Annotated in this window: 23 protein-coding genes, 1 tRNA gene and 1 rRNA gene; 23 read left to right on the plus strand and 2 right to left on the minus strand. The window is 68.5% G+C overall.

Translation table 11 applies throughout. The features are described 5' to 3' along the window. The 3 genes from rrf to J2X34_RS26750 all read left to right on the plus strand — a co-directional run. A 5S ribosomal RNA gene (gene rrf / locus J2X34_RS26740) occupies positions 1-94 on the plus strand; the annotation flags it as partial. A gap of 60 nt (positions 95-154) precedes the next feature. Continuing rightward, complete coding sequence (locus tag J2X34_RS26745; protein WP_397484742.1) at positions 155-1,255, plus strand: hypothetical protein; 1,101 nt, start codon at positions 155-157, stop codon at positions 1,253-1,255. Next, positions 1,252-2,265 (plus strand): HAD-IIA family hydrolase, encoded by a 1,014-nt coding sequence (locus tag J2X34_RS26750; protein ID WP_258558096.1) that lies wholly within the window; start codon positions 1,252-1,254, stop codon positions 2,263-2,265. The genes J2X34_RS26745 and J2X34_RS26750 overlap by 4 nt, the downstream gene beginning before the upstream one ends. An 81-nt stretch (positions 2,266-2,346) precedes the next feature. Here the strand turns inward: J2X34_RS26750 and J2X34_RS26755 are convergent, their stop codons facing one another. Then, a complete protein-coding gene (locus J2X34_RS26755; protein ID WP_429520189.1) occupies positions 2,347-2,523 on the minus strand; it encodes a hypothetical protein in 177 nt (58 codons plus the stop codon). Between the two features lie 43 nt (positions 2,524-2,566). On the opposite strand from J2X34_RS26755, the gene J2X34_RS26760 reads away from it, so the two are divergent. The 16 genes from J2X34_RS26760 (at position 2,567) to J2X34_RS26835 (ending at position 18,403) form a co-directional block, all read left to right on the plus strand. Then, the gene (locus J2X34_RS26760; protein ID WP_114723490.1) at positions 2,567-3,427 is read left to right on the plus strand and encodes a TlyA family RNA methyltransferase; all 861 of its coding nucleotides are present in this window, start codon (positions 2,567-2,569) and stop codon (positions 3,425-3,427) included. Next, positions 3,424-4,377: an NAD kinase gene (locus J2X34_RS26765; RefSeq protein WP_114723491.1), complete on the plus strand. Its 954-nt coding sequence runs from the start codon at positions 3,424-3,426 to the stop codon at positions 4,375-4,377. Before J2X34_RS26760 ends, J2X34_RS26765 begins: the two co-directional genes overlap by 4 nt. A gap of 2 nt (positions 4,378-4,379) precedes the next feature. Beyond that, positions 4,380-6,158 carry a DNA repair protein RecN gene (gene recN, locus J2X34_RS26770; RefSeq protein ID WP_114723492.1) on the plus strand — a complete coding sequence of 593 codons (1,779 nt, stop codon included), beginning with the start codon at positions 4,380-4,382 and terminating at the stop codon, positions 6,156-6,158. 101 nt (positions 6,159-6,259) lie between these two features. Beyond that, positions 6,260-7,444 (plus strand): putative cytokinetic ring protein SteA, encoded by a 1,185-nt coding sequence (gene steA, locus J2X34_RS26775; RefSeq protein ID WP_429520248.1) that lies wholly within the window; start codon positions 6,260-6,262, stop codon positions 7,442-7,444. Next, complete coding sequence (locus J2X34_RS26780) at positions 7,441-8,385, plus strand: copper transporter (RefSeq protein WP_429520190.1); 945 nt, start codon at positions 7,441-7,443, stop codon at positions 8,383-8,385. The genes steA and J2X34_RS26780 overlap by 4 nt, the downstream gene beginning before the upstream one ends. 145 nt (positions 8,386-8,530) lie before the next feature. Further along, the gene (locus J2X34_RS26785) at positions 8,531-10,249 is read left to right on the plus strand and encodes a CTP synthase (protein WP_174910488.1); all 1,719 of its coding nucleotides are present in this window, start codon (positions 8,531-8,533) and stop codon (positions 10,247-10,249) included. Positions 10,250-10,258: 9 nt separating this feature from the next. Beyond that, on the plus strand, positions 10,259-10,909 hold the full coding sequence (locus tag J2X34_RS26790) for an NUDIX domain-containing protein (protein WP_174910487.1): 651 nt from the start codon (positions 10,259-10,261) through the stop codon (positions 10,907-10,909). Next, positions 10,906-11,835: a site-specific tyrosine recombinase XerD gene (gene xerD / locus J2X34_RS26795; protein WP_114723496.1), complete on the plus strand. Its 930-nt coding sequence runs from the start codon at positions 10,906-10,908 to the stop codon at positions 11,833-11,835. The genes J2X34_RS26790 and xerD overlap by 4 nt, the downstream gene beginning before the upstream one ends. A 156-nt stretch (positions 11,836-11,991) precedes the next feature. Next, positions 11,992-12,882, plus strand: a complete 891-nt coding sequence (locus J2X34_RS26800) for a ParA family protein (protein WP_397484746.1) — start codon at positions 11,992-11,994, stop codon at positions 12,880-12,882. 4 nt (positions 12,883-12,886) lie between these two features. Next, positions 12,887-13,717: a segregation and condensation protein A gene (locus tag J2X34_RS26805; RefSeq protein WP_114723498.1), complete on the plus strand. Its 831-nt coding sequence runs from the start codon at positions 12,887-12,889 to the stop codon at positions 13,715-13,717. Further along, complete coding sequence (gene scpB / locus J2X34_RS26810; protein WP_114723499.1) at positions 13,714-14,409, plus strand: SMC-Scp complex subunit ScpB; 696 nt, start codon at positions 13,714-13,716, stop codon at positions 14,407-14,409. The genes J2X34_RS26805 and scpB overlap by 4 nt, the downstream gene beginning before the upstream one ends. 12 nt (positions 14,410-14,421) lie before the next feature. Beyond that, entirely contained in the window at positions 14,422-15,372 is a 951-nt protein-coding gene (locus J2X34_RS26815; protein ID WP_114723500.1) for a pseudouridine synthase, read from the plus strand. Further along, positions 15,369-16,061, plus strand: a complete 693-nt coding sequence (gene cmk / locus J2X34_RS26820; RefSeq protein ID WP_174910480.1) for a (d)CMP kinase — start codon at positions 15,369-15,371, stop codon at positions 16,059-16,061. The genes J2X34_RS26815 and cmk overlap by 4 nt, the downstream gene beginning before the upstream one ends. Further along, positions 16,058-17,500, plus strand: a complete 1,443-nt coding sequence (der, locus tag J2X34_RS26825) for a ribosome biogenesis GTPase Der (protein ID WP_114723502.1) — start codon at positions 16,058-16,060, stop codon at positions 17,498-17,500. Before cmk ends, der begins: the two co-directional genes overlap by 4 nt. 186 nt (positions 17,501-17,686) lie before the next feature. After that, a tRNA-Pro gene (locus J2X34_RS26830) sits at positions 17,687-17,760 on the plus strand. Between the two features lie 298 nt (positions 17,761-18,058). Further along, a complete protein-coding gene (locus J2X34_RS26835) occupies positions 18,059-18,403 on the plus strand; it encodes a hypothetical protein (protein WP_429520191.1) in 345 nt (114 codons plus the stop codon). Positions 18,404-18,437: 34 nt separating this feature from the next. On the opposite strand, the gene J2X34_RS26840 is transcribed toward J2X34_RS26835, so the two are convergent. Further along, complete coding sequence (locus J2X34_RS26840; RefSeq protein ID WP_429520192.1) at positions 18,438-18,689, minus strand: helix-turn-helix domain-containing protein; 252 nt, start codon at positions 18,687-18,689, stop codon at positions 18,438-18,440. Positions 18,690-18,838: 149 nt separating this feature from the next. On the opposite strand from J2X34_RS26840, the gene J2X34_RS26845 reads away from it, so the two are divergent. The 4 genes from J2X34_RS26845 to J2X34_RS26860 are packed head-to-tail and all read left to right on the plus strand — an operon-like array spanning position 18,839 to position 21,366. Continuing rightward, positions 18,839-19,939 (plus strand): helix-turn-helix domain-containing protein, encoded by a 1,101-nt coding sequence (locus J2X34_RS26845; protein WP_429520193.1) that lies wholly within the window; start codon positions 18,839-18,841, stop codon positions 19,937-19,939. Further along, positions 19,936-20,112, plus strand: a complete 177-nt coding sequence (locus tag J2X34_RS26850; RefSeq protein ID WP_429520194.1) for a hypothetical protein — start codon at positions 19,936-19,938, stop codon at positions 20,110-20,112. Before J2X34_RS26845 ends, J2X34_RS26850 begins: the two co-directional genes overlap by 4 nt. Then, positions 20,109-20,825, plus strand: a complete 717-nt coding sequence (locus tag J2X34_RS26855; protein WP_429520195.1) for a DUF2637 domain-containing protein — start codon at positions 20,109-20,111, stop codon at positions 20,823-20,825. The genes J2X34_RS26850 and J2X34_RS26855 overlap by 4 nt, the downstream gene beginning before the upstream one ends. A 49-nt stretch (positions 20,826-20,874) precedes the next feature. Beyond that, a complete protein-coding gene (locus tag J2X34_RS26860; RefSeq protein WP_429520196.1) occupies positions 20,875-21,366 on the plus strand; it encodes a hypothetical protein in 492 nt (163 codons plus the stop codon). Positions 21,367-21,402: the final 36 nt, after the last annotated feature.

Here is a 21,402-nt window from a genome sequence, read left to right on the forward strand (position 1 = left end):
AACGCCCGGTCCCATTCCGAACCCGGAAGCTAAGCCCTCCAGCGCCGATGGTACTGCACCCGACAGGGTGTGGGAGAGTAGGACACCGCCGAACATCCGTTACCGAAAGGGGACCCAACACACTGGGTCCCCTTTCGTGTTTTGTATGAAAGGAATGGCTGTGTCGGAAAGCAGTGGTGATCGTCGGAACTTCCGCGGAGACGGCACTCACCGTTCCGAAGGACACCAAGGACAGCAGGGAAACCGCGGTGGCCGCCCGTCGGATCGTCAGGGTTCACGTGACGACCGGCGTCAGGCGCCGAGCGGTGGGCAGGACCGTGCCGGCCGCCCCAACGGTGGCGGAGGCCAGTGGCGTGATCGCGACGATCGGCGCACCGAGAATCGCGGCGAGTACCGCGGTGGCGACAGTCGCACGGGCGATGCCCGCGGTGAGCGTCGCGGTGACGATCGTCGGCAGTTCGACAGTCGTGGTGACGACCGTCGCGGGACCGGCGGCGCCCCGCGCCGTCGTGGCGGCGAGGGCGGCTTCGGTCCGGCACGTGGCCGCGAGTCCATGGGCCCGAACCGTCGTGACGCTCGCCCCGACGAGCCGGATCTGCCTGACGAGGTCGAGGCCGGCGAGCTCGATCCCGCAGTACGCCGGGATCTGCTGAGCCTGGACAAGAACAATGCGAATGCGGTTGCCCGGCACCTGGTGATGGCCGGTCGGCTGATCGAGGACGACCCGCGTCTGGCACTCGCGCATGCCCGTGCCGCACGCCAGCGCGCCGGACGTATCGCGGTGGTTCGTGAGACCGCAGGAATCACGGCCTACCACGCTGGTGAGTGGGCCGAGGCACTGTCCGAGTTGCGTGCAGCCCGCCGGATGTCGGGTGGGCCGGGATTCCTCGCGGTCATGGCCGACTGCGAGCGGGGTCTGGGTCGTCCCGAGCGTGCCATCGAGCTGGGTCGCAGCGACGAGGCTCGGGCGCTCACCGGTGAGGACGCCAGCGAACTGCGGATGGTGGTCGCGGGTGCACGCATGGATCTGGGACAGTTCGACCAGGCCGTGGTGACGCTGCAGACTCCGGATCTCGACGCGTCGCGCTCGGGTGCGGCTGCGGCCCGTCTGTTCTACGCGTACGCCGACGCGCTCGTCGCGGCCGGCCGGATCGAGGACGGACTCAAGTGGTTCCTCAACTCGGCGGCCGCCGATCTCGACGGTGACACCGATGCGGAGGAGCGTGTGGCCGAGCTGACCGGAGACGGTCAGTGACGGAGGCAGTGGGTGTCCCGCTCCGCGCGGGGTACGACGTGTTGCTGCTCGACCTCGACGGCACCGTCTACCAGGGGCCGGAGGTCATTCCGGGTGCGCGGGAAGCCCTCGACGCGGGCGACGAGCGTCAGCTGTATGTGACGAACAACGCCAGCCGGAGTCCTGCAGAAGTCGCCGCTCATCTGCGTGACCTCGGCTTCCATGCTGCGGACTCGGACGTCGTGACGAGCTCGCAGTCGGCGGCGCGCTTGCTGTCGGAGCGTCTCGCTCCCGGTGCAGCCGTCCTCGTCGTTGGGACGGACGCACTCGCGGCCGAGGTCGAGAACGTCGGTCTCCGTGCCGTCCGGCGGTTCCAGGACGAGCCGGTCGCCGTCGTGCAGGGGCACTCGCCTGCCACCGACTGGGTGATTCTCGCCGAGGCCACGTTGGCAATCCGGGCGGGTGCGTTGTGGATCGCCGCGAACGTCGACACGACGCTCCCGACCGAGCGCGGGTTGGTGCTGGGCAACGGATCGATGGTTGCCGCGGTGCGGACCGCCACCGGGCGGGAGCCGATCGTCGCGGGCAAGCCCGCTTCTCCGTTGATGGAGGATGCGCTGAATCGTGCGGGCACCGGACGGCCGCTCGTCGTGGGCGATCGCCTCGACACCGATATCGCCGGCGCGAACGCGGTGGGTGCCGAATCGTTGCTGGTCCTGACCGGGGTGAGCACGACAGCCGATCTGCTGCGCGCCGACGAGACGCACCGTCCGACCTACGTCGCCGAATCGCTGGACGCTCTCAACCGTCCGGCTTCGGCATCTGCGGTCGGCACTCGGCCGGGGTGGCCGGTGGAATTCGTCGGGGGAGACCTCGTGATCCACGCTGCTCCCGGTGTCCCGGACGGGACCCGCACGGGCGCGTTCCTGTCGGTTCTCGCTGCCGCGTGGCGGCATCCCGAGTTCGTCCGTGTTCGCGCCGGTGACGACACGGCGCGCGCCGCCGTGTCGTACCTTCTGGGCGAGATGTGACGCCGCGACCGGTCGGGTCACCGGCCGGTCGCAGGTGGTCTGTTGTCGGGCGAATGGGCTAGGTTTGCAGCGATGAGCACGTCAGTACCACTTCCAGGCCAACACCTCCCGGACGCCGGCGGCGGAGCCGATCCGGCGGGCGTCCACCGCCGTGTCGACGAGCTGCTGTCGCAGCTCGGGGACGCTTCCGGTAGCTCGCCCCAGTCTGGTGATGCCGAGGAACTCGCACGTCAGGCACAGATTCTCGAACGGGCTCACGATGTTCTCGTCGAGTCCCTGGCAGCAGTGGACAAGGTCTGAGGTGGCACGTCGAGCAAGAGTCGATGCGGAACTCGTGCGGCGGGGGCTCGCTCGCTCACGTGAGCATGCGGTCGAATTGATCTCGGCCGGACGCGTCCTCATCTCGGGGAACGTGGCAACCAAGCCGGCGACCGCGATCGAGGCCGGCACGCCGCTGCTCGTGACCGACGTCGACGAAGAGATCTCGTGGGCGTCGCGCGGTGCACACAAGCTGATCGGTGCGCTCGACGCGTTCATGCCCGAGGGACTCACGGTCGAGGGTCGGCGGTGCCTGGATGCGGGCGCCTCGACCGGCGGTTTCACCGACGTTCTCCTGCACAACGGTGCACGTGAAGTTGTCGCCGTCGATGTCGGCTACGGCCAGCTCGTGTGGCGGCTCCAGTCCGATGATCGTGTCCACGTGATCGACCGGACCAACGTCCGATCCATCGATGCGGAGACCATCGGAGGTCCGGCCGACCTTGTGGTGACCGACCTGTCGTTCATCTCACTCAAACTGGTTCTGCCGGCACTGGTCGCCTGCGCCGCCGAGGGCGCCGATCTGGTGCCGATGGTCAAGCCTCAGTTCGAGGTCGGCAAGGAACGTGTCGGCACCGGTGGCGTGGTCCGCGACCCCCAGCTGCGTGCGAGCGCGGTGCTCGAGGTTGCGCAGGCCGCGGCCGAACTCGGGTTGCGGACGGTCGGGGCAGTGGCGAGCCCTCTGCCGGGGCCGTCCGGCAACGTCGAGTACTTCCTCTGGCTGCGCAAAGACGTCACCGCCGTCGCCACCGGCACCGCACCGGCCGAGATCGGGGGAGCCGGCGGTCCCGAGCCGTCGGTGGAGGACCTCATTCGTCGTGCCGTTCAGGAAGGTCCACAGTGACCGATACCCCCGCGACCGCCGGCCAGGAGGTCGCCGCGCCGCGCCAGATTCTGCTGGTCGCCCATTCGGGCCGTGCCGAGATCACCGAAACGGCCCGTCGTGTCGCGGCCATCTGTGCCCGCGCGGGCATCGCGTTACGACTTCTCGAGAACGAGGTCGATCTGGAGCGGGTCGAATCACTCGGGACGGGGTCGGACCGGCCTGACGTCTCCGTGGTACCGGAAGGGCCGGGTGCTGCCTCGGATTGCGAGATGGTGATCGTGCTCGGCGGCGACGGCAGCTTCCTGCGTGCGGCCGAGCTGGCGCAATCCGCGGATGTCCCCGTCCTGGGTATCAATCTCGGGCGGATCGGGTTCCTCGCTGAGGCGGAGGCCGAGCACCTCGAGGCGGCGATGGAGCAGGTGGTGCGGCGCGAGTACCGCATCGAGCACCGGATGACACTGGACGTGATGGTCCGGATCGAGGACCGGATCGTCCAGCGCGGATGGGCGCTCAACGAGGCGAGTATCGAGAACCGGTCCCGGCTCGGCGTGCTGGAAGTGGTCCTCGAGGTCGACGGCCGTCCGGTCTCCTCGTTCGGCTGTGACGGAGTGCTCGTCGCGACACCGACCGGATCGACGGCGTACGCTTTCTCTGCCGGCGGACCGGTCGTGTGGCCGGAACTTGAAGCGCTGCTGGTCATTCCGAGCAACGCGCATGCGTTGTTCGCGCGTCCACTGGTCACCAGTCCCGAGTCGATCGTCGCTGTCGAGACGGTAGCGGACAGCCACGACGGCCTCGTGTTCTGCGACGGACGGCGCACGCTGGAACTGCCGGCGGGTGCCCGCGTCGAGGTGATACGCGGCAAGGATCCGATCCGCTGGGTCCGTCTGGATTCCGCGCCGTTCGCGGACCGGATGGTGCGCAAGTTCGATCTTCCGGTGACGGGGTGGCGAGGGAGGAAGCGGTAACTGTGCTGGCGGAGATTCGGATCGACAACCTCGGAGCCATCTCGTCGGCCTCCGCTCAGTTCCACGCAGGCCTGACGGTACTCACGGGTGAGACCGGCGCCGGCAAGACCATGGTCGTCACCAGCCTGCATCTGCTCAGCGGTGCGCGCGCCGACGCCGGACGCGTGCGCGTGGGCGCGGCGCGTGCGGTCGTCGAGGGCCGGTTCACCGTCGACGACTCCGCCCCACAGGTCGACCGCGAGGTTGCGCGACTGCTCGAGTCGTGCGGTGCGGAGCGGGACGAGGACGGCAGCATCATCGCGGTGCGCACCGTGGGCGGCGACGGACGGTCCCGAGCCCACCTGGGCGGGCGCAGTGTCCCGGCCGGCGTGCTCTCCGAGTTCACCGACCCGCTGCTCACCGTGCACGGGCAGAACGACCAGCTGCGCCTCCTGCGGCCGGATCAGCAGCGTGCCGCGCTCGATCGGTTCGCGGACAAGACGATCGGCCCGCTGCTCACGCGCTACCGCAAGCATCGAGCCGAGTGGGTCGAGGCACGGACGGAGCTGATCGAACGGACCAGCCGGACGCGGGAACTCGCGCAGGAGGCCGATCAGCTGACGTTCGCGCTCGAGGAGATCGACCGCGCCGCGCCGACACCGGGCGAGGACACCGACATTGTCACCGAGGTGCGCAGGCTCGGTGATCTCGATTCGTTGCGTTCGGCCGCCGAGGGCGCGCAGGCCGCGCTCGCCGGCATCGACGACGACGCGCTGGGCGGAGCGTCGGCGGCCCTCGACCTGTTGGGTGAGGCCCGCTCGCGGATCGAGTCGTCGGACGATCCGGCCCTGGCGGGACTGGGGCCGCGGCTGGGCGAGGCGATCGCTGTCGTCGCGGACGTTTCGGGCGAGCTGTCCGGGTACCTGTCCGGGCTACCGAGCGATCCCGGTGCGCTGGACACTCTGCTGACCCGTCAAGCCGAACTGAAGGCACTGACGCGTAAGTACGCGGCAGACATCGACGGTGTGCTGGCGTGGGCCGACACGGCCCGTGAGCGGCTCGCGAAGATCGATGTCTCTGCGGACGCGCTCGCGGACCTGTCTGCTCGCGTCGACGAGACCGCGAAGCTCACCGCGGAGGCCGCGGTGAAGCTGACGGCCGCCCGCACGAAGGCGGCGACGAAGCTCGCGAAGGCGGTCAGCGATGAGTTGGCCGGTCTCGCGATGGGACGGGCCGCGCTCGACGTGTCGGTGCGGGCCCGCGAGGCCGGACCCAACGACTCGGCGCCGCTGGCGGTCGACGGCCGGGAACTGCATGCCGGAGCGTCCGGGGTCGACGAGGTGGAGTTTCGGCTGGCCGCGCACAGCGGAGCCCAGGCACTGCCGATCAGCAAGAGCGCGTCGGGCGGTGAGTTGTCCCGCGTGATGCTCGCGCTCGAGGTGGTGCTCGCGGGCTCGGATCGGGGCGCGACCATGGTCTTCGATGAGGTGGACGCCGGTGTGGGCGGCCGCGCGGCGGTGGAGATCGGACGTCGCCTCGCTCGTCTCGCGCGGACCCATCAGGTCATTGTCGTCACTCATCTGCCGCAGGTGGCGGCCTTCGCCGACACACACCTCGTGGTGGACAAGACCGACGACGTGCGCCGCGGCGTCGACAGTGGTGTGCGCACCCTGACCGAGGACGATCGGGTGGTCGAACTCGCTCGCATGCTCGCCGGCCTGGACGACACGGAGACCGGCCGCGCGCACGCCGAGGAGTTGTTGTCGATCGCGGGGCAGGAGCGCAGTACCGCCCACGCATAGCACGAAAACCGACTTTTCTGTTGGTATAGCTGTGACGGGTGTGGTAGTTGATACGGCGCGCCTCCACGATCATCCGCGTGCGACGGGCGATCATCGAGGTCATGAAGATGCCGGCGCTGCTCTCCCGAAAGACCGAATCCCTACCCGGAATCAGTGGCATCGCTCGAGTCGACCGCGACACCACCAAGTTGCTGCGTCGCGTCGGACACGGCGACATCGTCGTCCTCGACGAGATCGATCTGGACCGCGTCACGGCGGACGCCCTGGTGGCCGCCGGCGTGCTGGCGGTCGTCAACGCGTCCCCGTCCATCTCGGGTCGCTACCCGAACCTCGGTCCCGAGGTGCTGCTCGCCAACGGCATCGTGCTGGTCGACTCGGCCGGGACGGAGATCTTCAAGGCGATCAAGGACGGGTCGAAGATCCGCCTGCACGAGGGCAGTGTCTTCGCCGGTGACCGTGCCCTGGCGAAGGGTGAGGAGCAGACCGAGGCCGAGATCTCCGATCGCATGATCGAGGCCAGGACCGGGCTGGTCGACCATCTCGAGGCCTTCTCGGGCAACACGATCGAGTTCATCCGTTCCGAGAGTCCGCTGCTGATCGACGGCGTCGGCGTGCCGGACATCGACGTCGACCTCGAGGATCGCCATGTCGTGGTCGTGGCCGACGGACCGGACCACCAAGCCGATCTGAAGGCTCTCAAGCCGTTCATCAAGGAGTACTCACCGATCCTCATCGGTGTCGGCGCCGGCGCCGACACCCTGACGAAGGCGGGATACCACCCCGACCTGATCGTCGGCGATCCCGAGGACATCACCGCCGAGACCCTCAAGTGCGGTGCCGAGGTTGTGCTGCCGGCCGACCCGGACGGTCACGCGCAGGGACTGTCCCGGATCCAGGACCTCGGCATCGGCGCGATGACGTTCCCGGCGTCGGCGTCGCCGTCGGATCTGGCGCTGCTGCTGGCCGACCATCACGGCGCGTCGCTCATCGTCACGGTCGGCAGCACCGTCTCGCTCGACGAGTTCTTCGACCGCGGCCGCCGCGATACCAACCCGGCGGCCTTCATGACGAGGCTCAAGGTCGGGCCCAAACTGGTGGACGCCAAGGCCGTGGCGACGTTGTACCGCAGCCGGGTGTCCGGCGCGGCGATCGCGCTGCTGGTGCTGGCGGCGCTGACCGCGGTGATCGTGGCGCTCGTCGTCTCGAACATCGGCGGTGACGCAATGGACTGGGCAATCGACACGTGGAACAGCTTCGCGCTGTGGGTTCAGGGGCTGTTCAAGTGATTTCGATGCGTCAACATGCCATCTCCATAGCGGCGATCTTCCTGGCACTCGCGATCGGCGTCGTGCTGGGTTCCGGGCTGCTGTCGAACGGGATGCTCTCCGGGCTGCGGGACGACAAGGCCGAGCTGCAGAACGAGATCGAGGATCTGAACCAGGAGAACAACCAGCTCGGCGAACAGCTCATGTCGGCGGACGGTTTCGACTCCGCCGTCGCGGACCGAATCGTCCGCGACACCCTCGCGCAGCGTTCGGTGATCCTCGTCACGACGCCGGATGCCGATCCTGCCGACATCGACGGGATCAACCGTGTCGTGGCCCAGGCCGGTGGCGCGATCACCGGTCGCGTGTCGCTGACCAAGTCGTTCGTCGACTCCGTCAACGGCGATCAGTTGCGCACGACGGTGACGAACATCATTCCAGCGGGCATCCAGTTGCGGACCGGCGCGGTGGACCAGGGCAGTCTGGCGGGAGACCTGCTGGGCTCGGTGCTGCTCCTGAACCCGCAGACGGCGCAGCCGCAGACCACTCCCGAGGAGCGCGGTCTGGCGCTCGAGACGCTGCGTGGCGGCGGCTTCATCGACTACGACGGAACCGTTCAACCTGCACAGTTGGCGGTTGTGCTGACCGGTGAGGGGGATCCCGAGAACACCGGCGGTAACCGGGGCGCGGTGATCGCACGGTTCGCGGGAGCGCTCGACGGGCGTGGCGCCGGCACCGTGCTGGCAGGCCCACCGGCCGCCGCGGAGGGCAGTGGGCCGATCGCGGTGGCTCGTGCGGACGCGGCCGTCTCGGCGGTGCTCACCACGGTCGACAACGTCGATCGGGAGTCGGGTCGAATCACGACGGTGCTGGCGCTCCAGGAGCAGCTCGGAGGCGGTTCCGGACGGTACGGGACGGGTCCCGGCGCCACCGCGGTGACCGTCGGCGCGCCGACGCCGTAGGACAGGTGTGACGCCTGTCGCTCCCGAACTGGAGCGTCGTGCGAGGCGGCCGGGCGAGAAGGTGTTACCGTGAAGTCCCGTGGGTCGGCAGGCCCCAGAACGCTCAACTCAGACCAAGTCCTGCACAGTCGTCACGGGAGCCCCTTTGCCACAGTCACGCATCCAGTCGCGTAGCGCCACCAAGCACATCTTTGTGAGCGGGGGTGTCGCCTCCTCTCTCGGTAAGGGATTGACCGCTTCCAGCCTCGGTGAGCTGCTCACCGCGCGCGGACTGCGCGTGACGATGCAGAAGCTCGATCCCTACCTCAACGTCGATCCCGGAACGATGAACCCGTTCCAGCACGGCGAGGTCTTCGTCACCGAGGACGGCGCCGAGACCGACCTCGACGTCGGACACTACGAGCGGTTCCTCGACCGCGACCTCAACGCGTTCGCGAACGTGACGACCGGTCAGGTCTACTCCGCGGTCATCGCCAAGGAGCGCCGCGGCGAGTACCTGGGCGACACCGTCCAGGTCATCCCGCACATCACCGACGAGATCAAGAGCCGCGTCCTCGCGATGGCCGGCCCCGACGCCCAGGGCCAGGTGCCCGACGTCGTGATCACCGAGATCGGTGGCACCGTCGGCGACATCGAGTCCCAGCCGTTCCTCGAGGCGGCCCGCCAGGTGCGCCACGACGTCGGCCGGGAGAACGTCTTCTTCCTCCACGTGTCGCTGGTGCCGTACCTCGGCCCCTCCGGTGAGCTCAAGACCAAGCCGACGCAGCACTCGGTGGCCGCGCTGCGCAACATCGGTATCCAGCCGGACGCGCTGATCCTGCGCTGCGATCGTGACGTCCCGCAGGCGCTCAAGGCGAAGATCGCGCTGATGTGCGACGTCGACGTCGACGCCTGCATCTCCACGCCCGACGCGCCGTCGATCTACGACATCCCGAAGGTGCTGCACAGCGAGGGACTCGACGCCTACGTCGTCCGTCAGCTCGGCCTGCCCTTCCGTGACGTGGACTGGACGGTGTGGGGCGACCTGCTCGACCGCGTGCACAACCCGCGCGAGACGGTCCGCGTCGCGCTGGTCGGCAAGTACGTCGACCTGCCGGACGCCTACTTGTCCGTCACCGAGGCACTGCGCGCCGGTGGTTTCGCGCACCGCTCCAAGGTCGAGATTTCGTGGGTTCCGTCCGACGAGTGCGAGACCGAGGAAGGTGCCCAGGCCGCGCTCGGCGAGGCCGACGCCGTCCTGATCCCCGGCGGTTTCGGTATCCGCGGCATCGAGGGCAAGCTCGGCGCGATCCACTTCGCCCGCACCCGCCAGATCCCGCTGCTGGGCCTGTGCCTGGGCCTGCAGGCCGTCGTCATCGAGGCGGCGCGCTCGGTGGGTCTGAAGGACGCGAACTCCGAAGAGTTCGATCCGGACACCAAGCACCCGGTCATCTCGACGATGGCCGACCAGGAGCACATCGTCGCCGGCGAAGCCGACCTCGGCGGCACGATGCGCCTGGGCGCCTACCCGGCGGTGCTGGCCAAGGGATCGGTCGTCGCGAAGGCGTACGACAGCGAGAACGTCTCCGAGCGCCACCGTCACCGCTACGAGGTCAACAACGCGTACCGCGATCGCATCGCCAAGAGCGGTCTGCAGTTCTCCGGCACGTCGCCGGACGGCCATCTCGTCGAGTTCGTCGAGCTGCCCGCGGACAAGCACCCGTTCTTCGTTGCGACGCAGGCGCATCCGGAGCTCAAGAGCCGTCCGACCCGTCCGCACCCGCTGTTCTCGGCGTTCGTCGCCGCTGCCCTCGCCCGCAAGGCAGGTATGCAGGCGCCGGTCGACGCACCGGCCGATCCGGCCACCGCGGACAGCGTCGGATAGCGCACCCGTATGAGCCTGCCGGGGGAGCACGAGTTCGACACGGTCGACTCACGCGACGTGTACAGCGGGGCGATCGTGGCCCTGCGCGTGGACCGGGTCGCGATGCCCGGCGGGCGAGAAGCTGATCGGGAGGTCGTCGAGCATCACGGGGCAGTAGCCGTCGCGGTGCTCGACGACACCGACCGGCTGGTTCTGATCAAGCAGTATCGGCACCCGCTGGGCCGCCGACTGTGGGAGCTACCGGCCGGTCTGCTCGACGAGCCCGGTGAGGTGCCGTTGGATGCGGCGCGCCGCGAACTCGTCGAGGAGACCGGGCTGGCCGCCGACCGGTGGTCGGTGCTGGTCGATGTCGCGTTGTCGCCGGGGTTCACCGACGAATCGGTGCGGGTGTTCCTGGCTCAGGGTCTGCACGACGTCGGACGTCCGGACGCGCACGACGAGGAGGCCGACCTCGAGATCGCCCGCGTGCCGCTCGACGACGCGGTGGCGATGGCACTGCGCGGCGAGATCGTCAACGCGACCGCGGTGTCGGGCATCCTCGCGCTGGCGGCGGCCCGCGCACGCGGTGCGGTCCTGCGCCCGGCCGACGCGGACTGGGTCGACCGGCCCGAGACGTTCGCGCGACGCAAACACGCCGGGGCGGACCGCGGACCGGCATGACGGCGCTCGGCGGACAGATCGACACGTACCTGGACCACCTGGCCGTCGAGCGCGGTGCCGCGCGCAACACCCTCAGTTCATACCGGCGCGACCTGGACCGGTATGCACGGTTCCTCGCGGACCGCGGCATCGAGGATCTGCGATCGGTCGGTGAGGCCGATGTCAGTGAGTTCGTGGTGTCCCTGCGCAAGGGTGACCCCGAGAGCGGAACCGTCCCGCTCGCCGCGAGTTCGGCGGCGCGGGCGTTGATCGCGGTCCGCGGTCTGCACCGGTTCGCGGCCGCCGAGGGGGTGACGTCGGTGGACGTCGCCCGGGCAGTGAAGCCGCCCACCCCCGGCCGTCGTCTGCCCAAATCGTTGTCCCTCGACGACGTGCTCGCGGTCCTGGACGCGGCCGGTGGCGACGGCGCCTCCGACAACCCGCGCACTCTCCGCGACAGGGCGCTGCTCGAGTTGCTGTACTCGACCGGTGCGCGGATCTCTGAGGCGGTGGGACTGGACGTCGACGACCTCGACACCGAGTCTCGCGCGGTGCTGCTGCGGGGCAAGGGCGGCAAGGAACGCGTCGTCCCCGTCGGCCGGCCCGCGATCGCCGCGATCGACGCCTATCTGGTGCGGGGACGCCCCGCGCTGTCGGTGCGGGGCACGCCGGCGCTGTTCCTCAACATCCGCGGCGGCCGGTTGTCCCGGCAGAGCGCGTGGCAGGTCCTGCACACCGCAGCCGAGAAGGCCGGCATCACGGTCGCGGTGTCGCCGCACACGCTGCGGCACTCGTTCGCCACTCACCTGCTCGACGGCGGCGCGGACGTGCGCGTCGTCCAGGAACTCCTGGGCCACGCCTCGGTCACCACGACGCAGATATACACCATGGTCACGGTGGGTGCCCTCCGTGAAGTGTGGGCGCAGGCCCACCCCCGCGCACGTTGACGCGGTTGCGTGTTGGCAGTCGTTTGAGATCACGAAGCGGTAGCGTTACGGCATCAGCTATCGACAGGACGGGATCAACAGGACGGGGAGCATCGGACCGTGGTGACACCGCAGCCGCCTGAGGCGGAGCCAGCGCACCCGTATTCCAGGGGCGCGCTGTCATATGCAGAGAAGATCGAGATCGGGCAGGGCATCGAGACCGAATCGGAGGCGCCGTTGGGGCCCACCGGACGCCCGCTGCGCGAGGTTCCCGAACCGGCGCCCGTCAGCGGTCACGGGCCCGCCCGGATCATCGCGATGTGCAACCAGAAGGGTGGCGTCGGCAAGACGACGTCGACGATCAATCTGGGCGCCTCGCTGGCCCAGTACGGACGCCGCGTGCTGCTGGTGGATCTCGACCCGCAAGGCGCCTTGTCCGCGGGTCTCGGTGTGGCACACCATGATCTGGATCTGACGGTCCACAACCTGCTGGTGGAGCGCACGTCGATCGACGACGTCCTGATGCGCACCCGGATCGACGGACTGGATCTGCTGCCCAGCAACATCGACCTCTCGGCCGCCGAGATCCAGCTGGTCACCGAGGTGGGTCGTGAACAGACGCTCGGACGCGTGCTGCACCCGGTGCTCGACCGCTACGACTACGTGCTGATCGACTGCCAGCCGTCGTTGGGGCTGCTCACCGTCAACGCGCTCGCGTGCGCCGACAGCGTGATCATCCCGATGGAGTGCGAGTACTTCTCGCTGCGCGGTCTCGCGCTGCTCAACGACACCGTCGACAAGGTCCGGGACCGACTCAATCCCCGGCTCACGCTCGAGGGCATCGTCGTGACGATGTTCGACAGCCGCACGCTGCACGCTCGCGAGGTGATGTCGCGGGTCGTGGAGGTGTTCGGTGACCTGGTGTACGACACGGTCATCAACCGGACTGTGCGGTTCCCCGAGACCAGCGTAGCGGGGGAGCCGATCATCACGTGGGCCCCCAAGTCGGGCGGCGCCGAGGCCTACCGGGCGCTTGCCCGCGAGGTGATCCACCGTTCCGGCCGGTAGCGATGTGAGTACCGATGTCGCAGCGGCGGCGCCGGCCGAGCGGTCGGCCGGAGAGCAGTCGGGCTTCCGGCTGCGCCTGCGCAATTTCGAGGGACCGTTCGATCTGCTGCTGACGCTCATCAGCCAGCACCAGTTGGATGTCACCGAGGTGGCGCTGGCGGAGGTGACCGACGAGTTCATCTCGTACACCCGCAGCCTCGGCAGTGAGATGGGTCTGGATCAGACCACCGAGTTCCTGGTGGTGGCGGCGACCCTGCTGGATCTGAAGGCGGCACGACTGCTGCCCGCCGGCGAGGTGGACGACGACGAGGACCTGGCTCTGCTCGAGGCCCGCGACCTGCTGTTCGCGCGGCTGCTGCAGTACCGCGCCTACAAGCAGGTTGCGCAGCTGTTCGGAGAGCTCGAGACCGCCGCCCTGCGCCGCTATCCGCGGTCGGTGTCGGTCGAGGACCGATTCGTCGGGCTGCTGCCGGAGGTGCTGCTGGGTGTCGATCCCCGGCAGTTCGCGGAGATCGCCGCGACCGCGTTCCGACCGCGCCCGGTTCCGACCGTCGGACTGGATCACCTGCACGTCCCGACGGTGTCGGTGCCCGAACAGGCGGTACGGATCCTCGAGCTGCTCCGTGCGCGCGGCGCCGGCGTCTGGGCCCCGTTCGGGGATCTGATCGTCGAGTGTGAGAGCCAGGTGCAGATCGTCGCGCGGTTCCTGGCGCTGCTCGAGCTCTACCGGGAGCGATCGGTGCAGTTCGAGCAGCCCGAGCCGTTGGGGGATCTGCTGGTGAGCTGGACCGGCGAGGAAGTGTCGGCACCCGCGAGTGAGGAGGACTACGAATGACGTCGATCGATGCGGACGACATGAGCCCGTTCGAGGACGAGTTCGTCGAACTGCCCGACGACCGGCTCGCTGCCGCGCTCGAGTCGATGCTGCTGGTCCTCGATACTCCTGCCGCCCCCGCGACCCTCGCGTCGGCGCTCGGGCTGCCCGAGGCCCGGATCGAGACGATGCTGCGGACCATGTCCGCCGACTTCACCGCCCGCGGCAGCGGCATCGACCTGCGCTACGCCGGTGACGGCTGGCGGTTCTACACCCGCAACGAGTTCGCTCCCTACGTCGAACGCCTGCTCCTCGACGGTGCCCGCTCCAAGCTGACCCGTGCCGCGCTCGAGACGCTCGCCGTGATCGCCTACCGGCAGCCGCTGACCCGGGCCCGGATCAGTGCCGTCCGCGGCGTCAACGTCGACGGCGTGATCCGCACCCTGCTGGCGCGCGGTCTGATCACCGAAGCGGGCCCTGATCCGGATACCAATGCCACCACGTACGCGACCACCGAACTGTTCCTCGAACGTCTCGGCTTGGCGTCTCTGACCGATCTGCCGCCCATCGCGCCCCTTATTCCCGACGTCGATGTGATCGATGACATCGCTGAGAGCCTCGAAGCCGACCCGCGATTTGCGAGAATGGACAACGCAACACCTTCGACGGGGTCGGCAAACGCGCCGCACCCCGAGATCGACCCAGATAACTGACAGGGATCAAAAGTGAACAAGCCCGCTCGCCGTGATGGCACACCGGACCGCAAGAAGAAGCCGACGACAGGCCGCCCCGACGCTTCGGCAAAGAAGTCGCTGAACAAGCGTGGGAAGCCGAAGTCGACAAAGCCGCAGCGCGCCCAGGCGCCCGCGCCCAAGATCAGCAACGCCAAGCCCGCCCGCAACCAGTACGCGGAGGTCGATCGTGATCTCGCGCCCTTGAAGGGTGACGGGGTGCGGCTGCAGAAGGTACTCGCGCAGGCCGGTGTCGCCTCCCGCCGCGCAGCCGAAGAACTCATCGACCAGGGCCGAGTCGAGGTCGACGGCCGCATCGTCGTCGAACAGGGCCTGCGGGTCGATCCCGAGAACGCGATCGTCCGCGTCGACGGTATCCGCGTGGTCGTCAAGAAGGACCTCGTCCACATCGCGCTGAACAAGCCGCGTGGCTGGCAGTCCACGATGTCCGACGACCTGGGACGCCCGTGCATCGGTGACATCGTGTCCGAACGCGTCTCCGCCGGTCAGCGCCTCTTCCACGTCGGCCGGCTCGACGCCGACACCGAAGGCCTGATCCTGCTGACCAACGACGGCGACCTCGCGCACCGGCTGATGCACCCGTCGTACGAGGTGCCCAAGACGTACCTCGCCACCGTGCAGGGTGTCGTCGACCGCAACGTCGGCAAGCAGCTCAAGGCCGGTGTCGTGCTCGACGACGGCCCCGCCACGGTCGACTCGTTCGCCGTGATGGACATCAACGGCGGCAAGTCGCTGGTGAAGATCGTCCTGCACGAGGGCCGCAAGCACATCGTGCGCCGTCTGCTCGATGCCGTCGGGCACCCGGTGGTGCGTCTGGTCCGCACCGACATCGGTGCCGTCGCGCTCGGCGACGGGCGTCCCGGCACCCTGCGGGTCCTCGGCCGCGGCGAGGTCGGCGGCCTCTACGGGGCGGTGGGTCTGTGACCGCACCGACCCCACTGGTCGTCGCGATCGACGGCCCGTCGGGCACCGGTAAGTCGAGCGTGTCGCGTCGTGTCGCGACGAGCCTCGGCGCCCGCTACCTCGACACCGGTGCGATGTACCGGATCGCGACGCTGCACGTGCTGCGCCGCGGTGTCGACGTGACGGATCCCGCGGCGATCGCGGCGGCGACGGCGTCGCTGCCGCTGACGATCGGGACCGATCCGCAGACCGACGGCGTGCAGCTCGACGGTGAGGACGTCACCGACGAGATCCGCGGTGCGGCCGTCACGCAGGCGGTGTCCGCAGTGTCCGCGGTGCCCGAGGTGCGGACGTTCCTGGTGGATCTGCAGCGCCGCATCGCGGAGCAGGCCGGACGGATCGTCGTCGAGGGGCGCGACATCGGTACCGTCGTGCTCCCGGACGCGGACGTGAAGATCTTCCTGACCGCCTCCGCGGCGGCGCGGGCGACGCGACGCAACGCCCAGAACATCGCCGAGGGGCGTGGTGACGACTTCGCCGCCGTCCTGGCCGATGTGCAGCGTCGCGACCACCTCGATTCCACGCGCGCGGTATCTCCGTTGCGTCCCGCGGCGGATTCGGTGACGGTGGACACGAGCGAACTGGGTATCGAAGACGTGATCGGCAGGTTGCTGCTGGTGGTAGGCGACAGAACTGGAGCAGTGCAGTGACCGACGGTTTTACTGGAGATTCGACGGCGATCGAGTACGCCGGCGACGGAATCTGGAGCGAGGAGTCCGACTGGGACCTCGCGGACTACATCGACGGTGAGGACGGCGAAGACCACATCGCGGTACCGACCCTCGCGGTGGTCGGGCGACCGAACGTCGGAAAGTCGACGCTCGTCAACCGCATCATCGGCCGCCGTGAGGCCGTAGTCGAGGACATCCCGGGCGTGACCCGCGACCGTGTCTCGTACGACGCCAACTGGGCCGGACGCCGGTTCATGGTGCAGGACACCGGCGGCTGGGAGCCCGACGCCAAGGGGCTGCAGCAGTCGGTGGCCCGGCAGGCCGAGCTGGCGATGCAGACCGCGGACGCGATCCTGCTCGTCGTCGACGCCGTCGTAGGTGCCACCGCGACAGACGAGGCGGTGGCACGGGTGCTGCGTCGCTCGAAGACGCCGGTGATCCTGGTCGCCAACAAGGTCGACGACAGCCGCACCGAGTCAGAGGTGGCGTCGCTGTGGTCGCTCGGGCTCGGCGAACCGCGCCCCGTCAGCTCCATTCACGGCCGCGGCACCGGCGACCTGCTCGACGACGTCCTCGCCGTCCTGCCGGAGACCCCGCGTGAGGGCACCGGCGGTCAGGGCCCGCGACGGGTGGCGCTGGTCGGCAAGCCGAACGTCGGCAAGTCCAGCCTGATCAACAAGCTGTCGGGCGACGAGCGCTCGGTGGTCCACGATGTCGCCGGTACCACCGTCGACCCAGTCGACTCGCTGGTCGAGCTCGGCGGCAAGGTGTGGAAGTTCATCGACACCGCGGGCCTGCGCAAGAAGGTCAACCACGCCAGCGGGCACGAGTTCTACGCCTCGCTGCGGACCAAGGGTGCGATCGAGGCCGCCGAGGTCGCGATCCTGCTGATCGACGCGTCGAAGCCGATCACCGAGCAGGACCTGCGCGTCCTGAGCATGGTCGCCGAGACGGGTCGTGCGCTGGTGCTCGCCTTCAACAAGTGGGACCTGGTCGACGAGGACCGGCGGCTGATGCTCGAGAAGGAGATCGACCGCGAACTGGTCCGCGTGCCGTGGGCGCAGCGGGTCAACATCTCCGCGCACACCGGTCGCGCCGTCCAGAAGCTCGTTCCCGCGCTCGACACGGCGCTGGAGTCGTGGGACAAGCGCATCCCCACCGGACGCCTCAACAACTGGCTCAAGGAGGTCGTGGCGGCCACGCCGCCGCCGATGCGTGGCGGCCGCCTGCCCCGCATCATGTTCGCGACCCAGGCCGGCACCCGCCCGCCGACCTTCGTGCTCTTCACCACGGGCTTCCTCGAGGCCGGCTACCGCCGGTTCCTGGAGCGTCGCCTGCGTGAAGAGTTCGGCTTCGACGGCAGCCCCGTCCGTATCTCGGTGCGCGTGCGGGAGAAGCGGGACCGCAACAAGCGTTGACGGGTTCCCGGCTCGCACGGGTTTTGCAGGAATCACACCGGAGTTCTTCACCGAACAGGTGTGTGACGACGACAAAACCCGTGCGAGATCGGGTCCGCGATTGCCGAACATTGCCTCTGACCAGGCGATTAGCTTTCGCAAGCGTCACTGTTGTAATCTTCTGAGGCGCCCGAACGAGGGCGTGGACGGGCTGTGGCGCAGCTTGGTAGCGCACTTGACTGGGGGTCAAGTGGTCGCAGGTTCAAATCCTGTCAGCCCGACCGAGGAAAACCCTGGTGAGAGTACTTCTCACCAGGGTTTTTCCGTTTCTGGGACACTCTGCGACGCTCTGGCATAACCGCAGGAGATCTTGAATGCCGGACACCAGGCAGACACCAGGCAGACACCAGCCGGGCCGCCGGCCCGGTCGCGCGTCGGTCGGGCGCGGGGGAGTGGCGGTGCCTTCTATTCGCTTTCTCCCTGGAGGCGCGTAGTTCCAGAGTCGGGCGACGTACGGGAATTCGCCGGAGGCGAGCGCCGACGAATCGGATTACCGACCGGTCTGGTTGAATCCTGGGCATGAAACGGACAACCGCTGCAATCGCCCTCTCCGCCGCCGCGCTGGTGCTCGGAGGGTGCTCCAGCTCGGATGCTGGCCCATCTGATACCGAGCTGCGCGAGATGGCGTGTGGATCTTTCGCTTCGATCACGCCGGGTTTCTACGAAAGCACTGACGCGATCGGAACGCTGTCCGACTCCAACGCAAGCTCGTCAGATCGAGCAGATGCCCTGCGCGCCCAACTCGATCAGTCGTCATCGTCCAACAAGCGGACGCGGCCCTACGACTGCAACGATCCGCGCGATGCGAAGTGGTTCGATGGCTTCTACGAGTCGGTGGTCGAGGAAGAGCGCGGCGAGAAGTAGCGCGCCCAGAACGCCCCACCTCGCGCGGGGCGTTCTACGCTTCGAAGCTCGAGACCTCGCCGGTTGAGAGCCAGCGGTAGTCAACCCCGGTGTGCAGCGCCCAGAGCCTGAGCGTTTGCACAGAGGGCTTTCTGGTGCCATTGAGCCAGCGGCCGACAGCGTCTCGCGTGACCCCGAGGAACTCGGCAATCCCGATCGCCGTCTCGCCGCGGTGGCGGAGCGCTTTCCGCATGCGGTCGGTGAGGTCGAACTCGGGGATCACGCCCGTCTCAGCATCTGCCGGCATGGGATCCATTCTCCCACATTTATGGCGATTGGTCGCAAATGTGGACAGACCCATCGCTTCCGTGACAAGATCGCCACCACAACAGCAAAAAGGCCCGCCGCGAGCGGTAACTCGCGACGGGCAGTGTCCGACTATTGAGGAGTCGAACAGTGTCAGAGCATACCTCTCTCAAGAACGAGATCAAGCGAGACCTACGTCTCGCTGAAGAGCTCGCCGCTACCCCGTGCGCAGCCCCCAACGTCGAGCCGTTCGTGAAGGTTCCGGTGGCCGTACTCGAGGCCGGACTGACCCCGCAGGCGTTCAAGCTGTACGCGGCAATCCGCCGGCACGCGGATAACGAGACCCTCGAAACCTACGTGGGGCGCGAGCGGCTGGCCGAATACCTGGGCATGACGAAGGTTGCCAGCATCGACCGATACACCCGCGAACTCGTCGCAGCCGGACTCATCACCTCCGCCGAGCGGTGGAAGTCGAAGCGAGACAGTCGGGACTGGGTCCACAAGAAAGACGCCGATCACACGGTGCGTGGATCGAATCTGTACGCCATCACGGCAGGTCAGGGCGGGTCCTTTTCTGGGGGCCAGGCTGGTCCTTTCCTGGGGACCAAGGTGGCCCCCCAAAAGGGACACGAACTAGACCCCTCTAACCAAACCCCTGTAACTACCTCCGAAAAGACCTCGGTCGGCGGGGCCGCCCGCCCTGCGAAGTCTGTGGATAAGTCGATGCTCGGGGAGAAGGCGACGACTGCCCGGCCGCTGCATCCCGATTGGACGCCGAACAACGCGAACAGGTCGGTGGCGGCTGAGGTCGGCATTGACGTCGAGGTCGCGGCCGAGGCGTTCCGTGCGGAGATGGCCGGCGAGCGACGCAAGGGCTGGGGTGCAGCGTTCTCGGAGTGGCTGCGGTCGAAGCGTTCCGAGGATGCGGTGACGTCAGCTGCGGTCGACGCTGCGGTCGATGCCGTGGCGCAGGCGGTTCGGGCTGCGGCCCCGACCGATGGCATCGAGGTTGAGCAGGTGCGGCCGGGAGCGGCCCCCGAACGGGCCACGGTCGGGTTTTCGCCGGTCGTCGTCGATGGGATCACGTGGGTTGGGCAGCGGCTCGGCAGCCTGTCGGATACCGAGCGCCTGCTGGCGGGTGAGCTACTCGCCCGTGGTGTCATGCGCTCAGAGGTGTGGACAACGCTCCAGGACGAACGCAACCGCCCAGGCGGCGCCCACGCCACGACCTGGTCGGCGGTGGCGGCATGACGATCGACGACAAGCTCGAGCAGCTCCTCGCCACCTCCCGCGCACGGCTGAGCGCCGAGCTCCACGACCCGCAGCGCGAGAGCGCCGCCCACGCCTACGCCCGCAGCCTGTGGGGCCTCGAGGACGACCTCCGCGACCTGATGAACCAGATCCGCATAGGAGCTCCGCTGTGAACCGCATCCGCCTCGACGTCGTCGGCACCTACGTGATTGCCGCGCTGGCCTTCGCACTCTCGTACTCGAATCTGGTCGACCTCGCGGTGCGCGCCGGGTACTCGCCCGCGATGGCGTGGGCGTGGCCGCTTGCGGTCGACGGCCTGGCCGTGGTCGCTACCTCTGCTGTGATGCGTCTGCGCGAGGACCGCACCTACGCATGGATACTCCTCGGTGCGTCCACCACGGTGTCGGTTGTCGCGGGCGCTGCGGCGCACCTCCTGCCGGCGGGCCCGCTGCCGGGCTGGGCTGGCGCGGCCGTCGCAGTGATCCCGCCGCTGTGTCTCCTCGTCGCGCCGCACCTTGCCGTGCAGCTGCGACGCGACGCGGCTGGTGCGACGCATGGCGATGCGGCGCACGTGGATGACGAGCCGACTGCCACGCTCGAACCGGCCAGCAATGCGCCAGAAATTATTATTACCTCCGCTGACCAGGAACGACGCGCCGCGCCGCAGCCCGACGCACTGTTCGGCGTGCCCGTGCCGGAGGCGCGACAGAAGGCGACCGCTGCGTCGAAGTCTCGCGACGAGATACGCGATGAGGTGCTGCACCTGCTCGCGACGACGGACTTGTCGCAGCGCGCTGTCGCGGTCATGGCGGGCACGAGTGAGGCGACAGTGCGACGGATCAAGCAGCGCGACGCGGGCCCGCCGCTCGTCGCGGTTGGCGGATAGCTGCAATGTCCAATAGTCAGCTACCGACCGGTCTGGTTAGATCCTGGACATGAAACGGACAATCGCTGCAATCGCCATCGCCGCGTCTGCGCTCGCGCTCGGGGCGTGCTCGAGCTCGGACGACGGCGGTGCCGACTCGACGTCGACGACAGCGTCGGCCGCGCCCTCGACGTCCACCGCTGCGGCCGCTCCGGCAGCCGCTGCCGCACGCGAGGCGGACCCGCGCTGCGTCGCTGCCGAGGAGCAGTACACGCTCGCTGTGGCGAACGGGCTGAACGACAAGTCGCTGACCCTCGAAAACGCTCAGGTGATTGTCGACGGCGACCTCGTGTTCTACGGAGCCTCCACCGTGCGCCCGGACGGCAAGTTCGAGAACCGCTCGGACGTATGGGTCCTCAAGGGACTGATGCCGACGTCGTCCACTGGCGGGGCCAGCAGCACGACGGAGTGGCCGAAGACGAGCGCCCTCCTCAAGATCACTCCGGCTGACGAGCGTGTGCAGGCAGTTGACGCGTGCGTGGTGGCTCAGACCCGCAGTTGATGGTCGGGCCGCCAGAGACGACGAAAAGCCCCCAAC

Source organism: Rhodococcus sp. BE178, from assembly GCF_050433545.1.
Lineage (GTDB): Bacteria > Actinomycetota > Actinomycetes > Mycobacteriales > Mycobacteriaceae > Prescottella.

Excerpts from the sequence above, each read along its gene's own strand:
- J2X34_RS26745 (WP_397484742.1), top strand. The coding sequence starts at position 155 with ATGGCTGTGTCGGAAAGCAGTGGTGATCGTCGGAACTTCCGCGGAGAC.
- steA (WP_429520248.1), top strand. The coding sequence starts at position 6,260 with ATGAAGATGCCGGCGCTGCTCTCCCGAAAGACCGAATCCCTACCCGGA.
- J2X34_RS26790 (WP_174910487.1), top strand. The coding sequence starts at position 10,259 with ATGAGCCTGCCGGGGGAGCACGAGTTCGACACGGTCGACTCACGCGAC.
- xerD (WP_114723496.1), top strand. The coding sequence starts at position 10,906 with ATGACGGCGCTCGGCGGACAGATCGACACGTACCTGGACCACCTGGCC.
- scpB (WP_114723499.1), top strand. The coding sequence starts at position 13,714 with ATGACGTCGATCGATGCGGACGACATGAGCCCGTTCGAGGACGAGTTC.
- J2X34_RS26835 (WP_429520191.1), top strand. The coding sequence starts at position 18,059 with ATGAAACGGACAACCGCTGCAATCGCCCTCTCCGCCGCCGCGCTGGTG.
- J2X34_RS26840 (WP_429520192.1), bottom strand. The coding sequence starts at position 18,689 with ATGCCGGCAGATGCTGAGACGGGCGTGATCCCCGAGTTCGACCTCACC.
- J2X34_RS26850 (WP_429520194.1), top strand. The coding sequence starts at position 19,936 with ATGACGATCGACGACAAGCTCGAGCAGCTCCTCGCCACCTCCCGCGCA.
- J2X34_RS26860 (WP_429520196.1), top strand. The coding sequence starts at position 20,875 with ATGAAACGGACAATCGCTGCAATCGCCATCGCCGCGTCTGCGCTCGCG.